The sequence below is a fragment of the Planomonospora algeriensis genome (assembly GCF_977012225.1).
On the sequence record NZ_CDRNDK010000531.1, the window covers coordinates 1 to 3,895 of the forward strand.

At 74.2% G+C, this 3,895-nt stretch carries 5 protein-coding genes; 1 reads left to right on the forward strand and 4 read right to left on the reverse strand.

Annotated elements, in window-relative coordinates:
* Nucleotides 1-487: helix-turn-helix domain-containing protein (locus tag ACWJ6R_RS31810; protein WP_449065764.1), on the reverse strand; the 487-nt coding region annotated here is incomplete at its 3' end.
* A 179-nt stretch (nt 488-666) separates the two neighbouring features.
* On the opposite strand from ACWJ6R_RS31810, the gene ACWJ6R_RS31815 reads away from it, so the two are divergent.
* Nucleotides 667-1,578, forward strand: a complete 912-nt coding sequence (locus ACWJ6R_RS31815; protein ID WP_449065765.1) for an esterase/lipase family protein — start codon at nt 667-669, stop codon at nt 1,576-1,578.
* Between the two features lie 35 nt (nt 1,579-1,613).
* Here ACWJ6R_RS31815 and ACWJ6R_RS31820 read toward each other — a convergent pair whose 3' ends face one another.
* From ACWJ6R_RS31820 to ACWJ6R_RS31830, 3 genes are all read right to left on the reverse strand, one after another.
* Nucleotides 1,614-2,342, reverse strand: a complete 729-nt coding sequence (locus ACWJ6R_RS31820; RefSeq protein ID WP_449065766.1) for a thioesterase II family protein — start codon at nt 2,340-2,342, stop codon at nt 1,614-1,616.
* A 140-nt stretch (nt 2,343-2,482) separates the two neighbouring features.
* On the reverse strand, nt 2,483-2,704 hold the full coding sequence (locus ACWJ6R_RS31825) for an MbtH family protein (protein ID WP_449065767.1): 222 nt from the start codon (nt 2,702-2,704) through the stop codon (nt 2,483-2,485).
* Nucleotides 2,701-3,895, reverse strand: a 1,195-nt coding sequence (locus ACWJ6R_RS31830; protein WP_449065768.1) for a thioesterase domain-containing protein, incomplete at its 5' end; no start/stop codon positions are given. The genes ACWJ6R_RS31830 and ACWJ6R_RS31825, both read right to left, overlap by 4 nt.

Genomic DNA, 3,895 nt, shown 5'->3' on the forward strand with positions numbered 1-3,895 from the left:
TGTACGACAGGATCGTCAGGAACACCCCCCAACCCGCATCCAGGATCGAACGGTTGAGACCGGACTTGGCCGCGACGCCCCGGCCAGGCGCGTCGAGCGTGCCGGACGCGCTGCGGGCCATGTTCGCAATCCGCAGATCCTCATGCACGATTACATCGTGATCGCGGACCAAGGCGAGCGCCGACTTGTGGATGCGGCCTTCGCTGACGCGCTTGAAGAACGCGGCGAACGCCTTGTCCAGGCGGCGCAGGGTGGCCTGCTGGGAGGAGAACGACCACCGGCCCTGCCCGCCGGGGTCGTCGGCGCGGATGTGTTTCAGGTCGGCGGACTGGTCGCCGTAGCGGACGCTCACGCCCGCTTTGGCGTAGGCGGTACGGCGGTGCTCCAGGGCGGCGTTGTAGAGCTGCCGGTGGTCTTCCAGGCACGCGGCGAGGGCGGCGGCCTGCTTGGCGGTGGGGCGCAGCAGGAACTTCAACGATCTGCGCACCCCCACCCCCCATCACGATCGGTAACGACAGCACCACGATATCGGCTAGCACCGACAAGACCAGGAAGGACATCCATGATGCGCAGACCTGACAGGTTGGGGCAGGCTCGGGCCTCGACGGCCCTCCCGCTCCCGGTTCCCCCGGCGCCTCAAGACGACGGTTCCCTCGGGAGACTCTGATGGATCGGCTCCGTCCCGGCCGTGCCGCCACGGCCGCAGTGGTCGCCGTGGTCGTCCTGTGCGTCGCGGCCGGGTTCGCGGCGCTCGTCCTGGTGGCCGACACGCTGGTGCGCCGGGCGGGCGGACCGCCCGCCGCGCCGCCCTCGCCGCAGGTCGACCACGTCGCCGAGGCCCGGCGGCTGGCCTCCGAAGGGCTGGCGGACGCCAACGACTTCGGCTGCCGGCCCCGCGAGGCGACGCCGTACCCGGTGATCCTGGTGCACGGGGCCAAGAGCACCGGGGCGGTGACGTGGCCGGTGGCGGCGGCGTACCTGTCCAAGCAGGGCCACTGCGTCTTCGCGCTCGATTACGGCTGGAGCCGGTCGCTCAGGGAGTCGGCCCGGACGCTGGGGGTCTTCGTGGAGGGGGTGCTCCAGACGACCGGGGCGGAGCGGGCCGCGATCGTCGGGCACAGCCTGGGCGGGCTCGTCCCCCGGGCGTACATGCGGTTCGAGGGCGGGGCGGCGAAGGTGGCCGAGCTGGTCACGCTGGGGTCGCCGCACCACAGCCCGGCGGCGGGGCTGCGCGAGGACTGCGGGCCGGAGACCGTCTGCGAGGAGCTGGCGCCGGGCTCGGAGCTGATGCGGGCGCTCAACACGCCCTCCATGGTGGAGCCCGGGGTCGGCTACACCGCCCTCGGGCTGGAGGCCGAGCAGAAGGCCGCCTCCACGTTCGTCGAGGGCCCGCCGGAGCAGGTGAGCAACCGCATGCTCCAGGACGACTGCCCCCTCAAGGGGCTCATCGAGGGGGCCTTCGGGCACAACCTGACGACGCTTGACCCGGTGATGCTCTCCTACGTCGGCAAGGCGCTGGAGGAGCCGGGGCCGCTGCCGGAGGACTACCGGCCGGACTGCTCCGCGCTCATCTTCTGAACCGGGGACGAGGCACCGGGGCCTCCTGCCCGCCCTTAGCCGGCCGTCGCCCGCCGGGTCACCTCGGCGACGACCTGCTCGCGGAGCGGCTGCAGGTAGAAGTGGTCGCCGGGGAAGACGGTCAGCGAGAAGTCCGAGGCCGTGTGCGCCTCCCAGGACTTGGCCTGGGCGGGGGTGACGACCGGGTCGGCGTCACCGACGAGCACGGAGATCGGGGTGCGCAGCGGCGGGCCGGGCCGGTGGCGGTACTTCTCGGCGAGCCGGAAGTCGCCGCGGACGTACGGCAGGACGAGCTTGCGCAGTTCCCCGTGGGCCAGGACCTCCGCCTCGGTGCCGCCGAGCCGGTTGAGCACGGCCACCAGGCGGTCGTCGTCGTAGTCCGCGTATCCGCGGTCGCGGCGCTCGTGCGGCGCCGCGCAGCCCGAGGCGAACAGCCGGGCCGGGCCGGTGCCTCGCGCCTCCAGGACGCGGGTGACCTCGTAGGCGGCCAGCGCGCCCAGGCTGTGCCCGAACAGCGCGAAGCGCCGGTCCAGCAGCGGGACCAGCTCCTCGGCGACCGCCGCGGCCAGGGCGTCCATGCTCTCGGGGAGCGGCTCGCCGTAGCGGTCGGCGCGGCCGGGGAGTTGCACGCCGTACAGCTCGACGGTGTCCGGCAGCAGTGCGGGCCAGTCGCGGTAGGCGGTGGCCGAGCCGCCCGCGTGCGCGAAGCAGATCAGCCGGGTGGTCGCCGCCGGGCGGGGGCGGGGGCAGCGCAGCCAGGTCATGCGATTCTCTCCTCCGCTCGGGCCCGGTCCTGCTCCGGGTCCCGCCGTGCTCCGGGTCCCGCTCCGGGCCGGCCGTCCGCCGGGCCCGGGTCGTGCTCCGGGCCCCGCTCCGGACCCGGCTGCGCGCCGGGTCCGGCGGATCATTCTCCCATTTCGCCCATCGCCTCGATCAGGCTCCTCGGGCGCATGTCGGTCCAGTTCGCCTCGATGTGGTCCAGGCAGGCCTGGCGGGTGTCCTCACCGAAGGCGACGGTCCAGCCGGGCGGGATCTCGGCCCACGCGGGCCACAGGGAGTACTGGCCCTCGTCGTTGACCAGGGCCAGGTAGGTGCCGTCGGGGTCCTCGAAGGGGTTGGTCGTCATGACAGTTCCTTCCTCAGCAGCGCGGCGATCTCCGCGACCGGTCCGGGGTTCAGCATGCTCTCGTGGTCGCAGTCGACGGCGTGGTCGACGACGGCCCCGGTGACGTACGGCTTCCAGTCGGCGGCGGTGGGGGCGTCCGCCTCCCGCCCCCGGGCGGCGGTGAAGAAGAGCACGTCCCCGTCGAAGACGCGCGGCGCGTACTCCCGGGAGATCTTCACGCCGTTGCGGTAGTGGCGGTGGACGGCGCGCAGGGTCGGCTCGTCGAGGGTGGCGTACCGGCCGCCGTGCGCGCGCACGAACGCCATGATGTCATCGACCTCGCCCGATCCTCCATAGCCGATCGCGGCCAGCATGCCGGACAGCACCTCGTCCCGCTCCGGCGCCTCCTCCGCACCGCCCTGCTCCGGCACGGCGCCGGGGCCGGCGCCGGGGTAGGCGTCGAGCATCGCCAGCAGCGCGACCTCCTCTCCGCGCTCGCGCAGCCCGACGGCCATGGCGTGCGCGATCAGGCCGCCCATCGACCAGCCCGCCAGCCGGTACGGCCCGCGCGGCCGGACCTCGCGGATCCGCTCCAGGTAGTCCGCGGCCACGGCCTCGATCGACGGGGCGACGTGGTCGGGCTCGGTCAGCGTCCGCGCCTGGAGGGCGTAGACGGGCTGGTCGGAGCCGAGGTGGCGGAGCAGGCCGGAGTACGGCCAGCCGAGGCCGGCGCCGGGGTGCACGCAGAACAGCGGGGGCCTGCCGCCGGTGGCGCGCAGCGGGAGCAGCACCTCCCGGCCGGTGGAGCCGCCGCGGGTCCCCGACGCCAGGGCCTCGGGCGTCTGGCGGGCGAACACCTCGCGGGGACTGATCTCCAGCCCCTCGCTCCGGGCGCGGGAGACGAGCCGGAGGACCGCGATGCTGTCGCCGCCCAGATCGAAGAAACCGCCGTCGGCGCCGACCCGGTCCAGGCCGAGGGCCTCGGCGAACAGGCGGCAGAGCCGCTCTTCGGCGGGCGTCCGGGGATCCCGTCCGGGGGCCGCCGTCTCCGGATCGGGGAGGGCGGCCCGGTCGACCTTGCCGTTCGGGGTGAGCGGCAGCGCGTCCAGGACCACGACGGTCCGCGGGACCATGTACTCGGGCAGGGTCCGCGCCAGGTGCGCCCGCAGCTCTCCGGGATCGGCGGGGCGGGCGGGGGCGCGGTCAGCGGAG